This is a genomic window from Sphingobium cupriresistens (genome assembly GCF_004152865.1).
GTDB lineage: Bacteria > Pseudomonadota > Alphaproteobacteria > Sphingomonadales > Sphingomonadaceae > Sphingobium > Sphingobium cupriresistens.
In genome coordinates this window covers 1-524 of the sequence record NZ_SEOO01000156.1, presented here as the reverse complement: position 1 = coordinate 524, position 524 = coordinate 1, and the positions used below count along the sequence as shown (strand labels likewise).

General features: G+C 46.4%; 1 pseudogene. It reads left to right on the top strand.

Going from position 1 to position 524, the window contains the following annotated elements:
- A pseudogene (locus EWH12_RS22095) lies at window positions 1-102 on the top strand (IS5/IS1182 family transposase); the annotation flags it as partial.
- Window positions 103-524: the final 422 nt, after the last annotated feature.

Sequence of the window (524 nt, the reverse complement as noted above, 5' to 3'; positions counted from 1 at the left end):
GCGAAAGACTGGGAGCGATCCATCGCCTCATCAACAGCTTGGGCCCTCATCGCCTCAATCCGCATGCTCACACGCAGAACCGCAAGGTATTGTCAGAATTGAGAAACTTCCGAATCCGGCTCTAAGCTCAGGCCGATACCTACCAGAAAAAGATGGAAAGCTGGCTTCAGGTATGCTGTATTTATATCCAACAAACCGATATTCGTTGTATAGTAATATTTTTTGAGAGCAATTTTCTACAAATTCTCTAAATCTTTCGTCATTTCCTTGCCTAGTTATATTTATATTTTTAATGACGTTATAAGATTTAGGCCCGGATAGAGCATCCTCTATCTGCCTTAAAGCCATGCTTTTACCAGAGTTGTTTGGACCCACCAAAACAACTACGTCATTTTCGGGTCGCGTCCGTCAATGTGGTGTAAAATCGGGTGTGGCCACTGGGCTGCATTTTCAGGCGGCCTTGGGTGTAATCTGTAGCGGCTGTGCCTCCTCGATCATTGGTGTGGCAAGGGCGGCCATGCCCT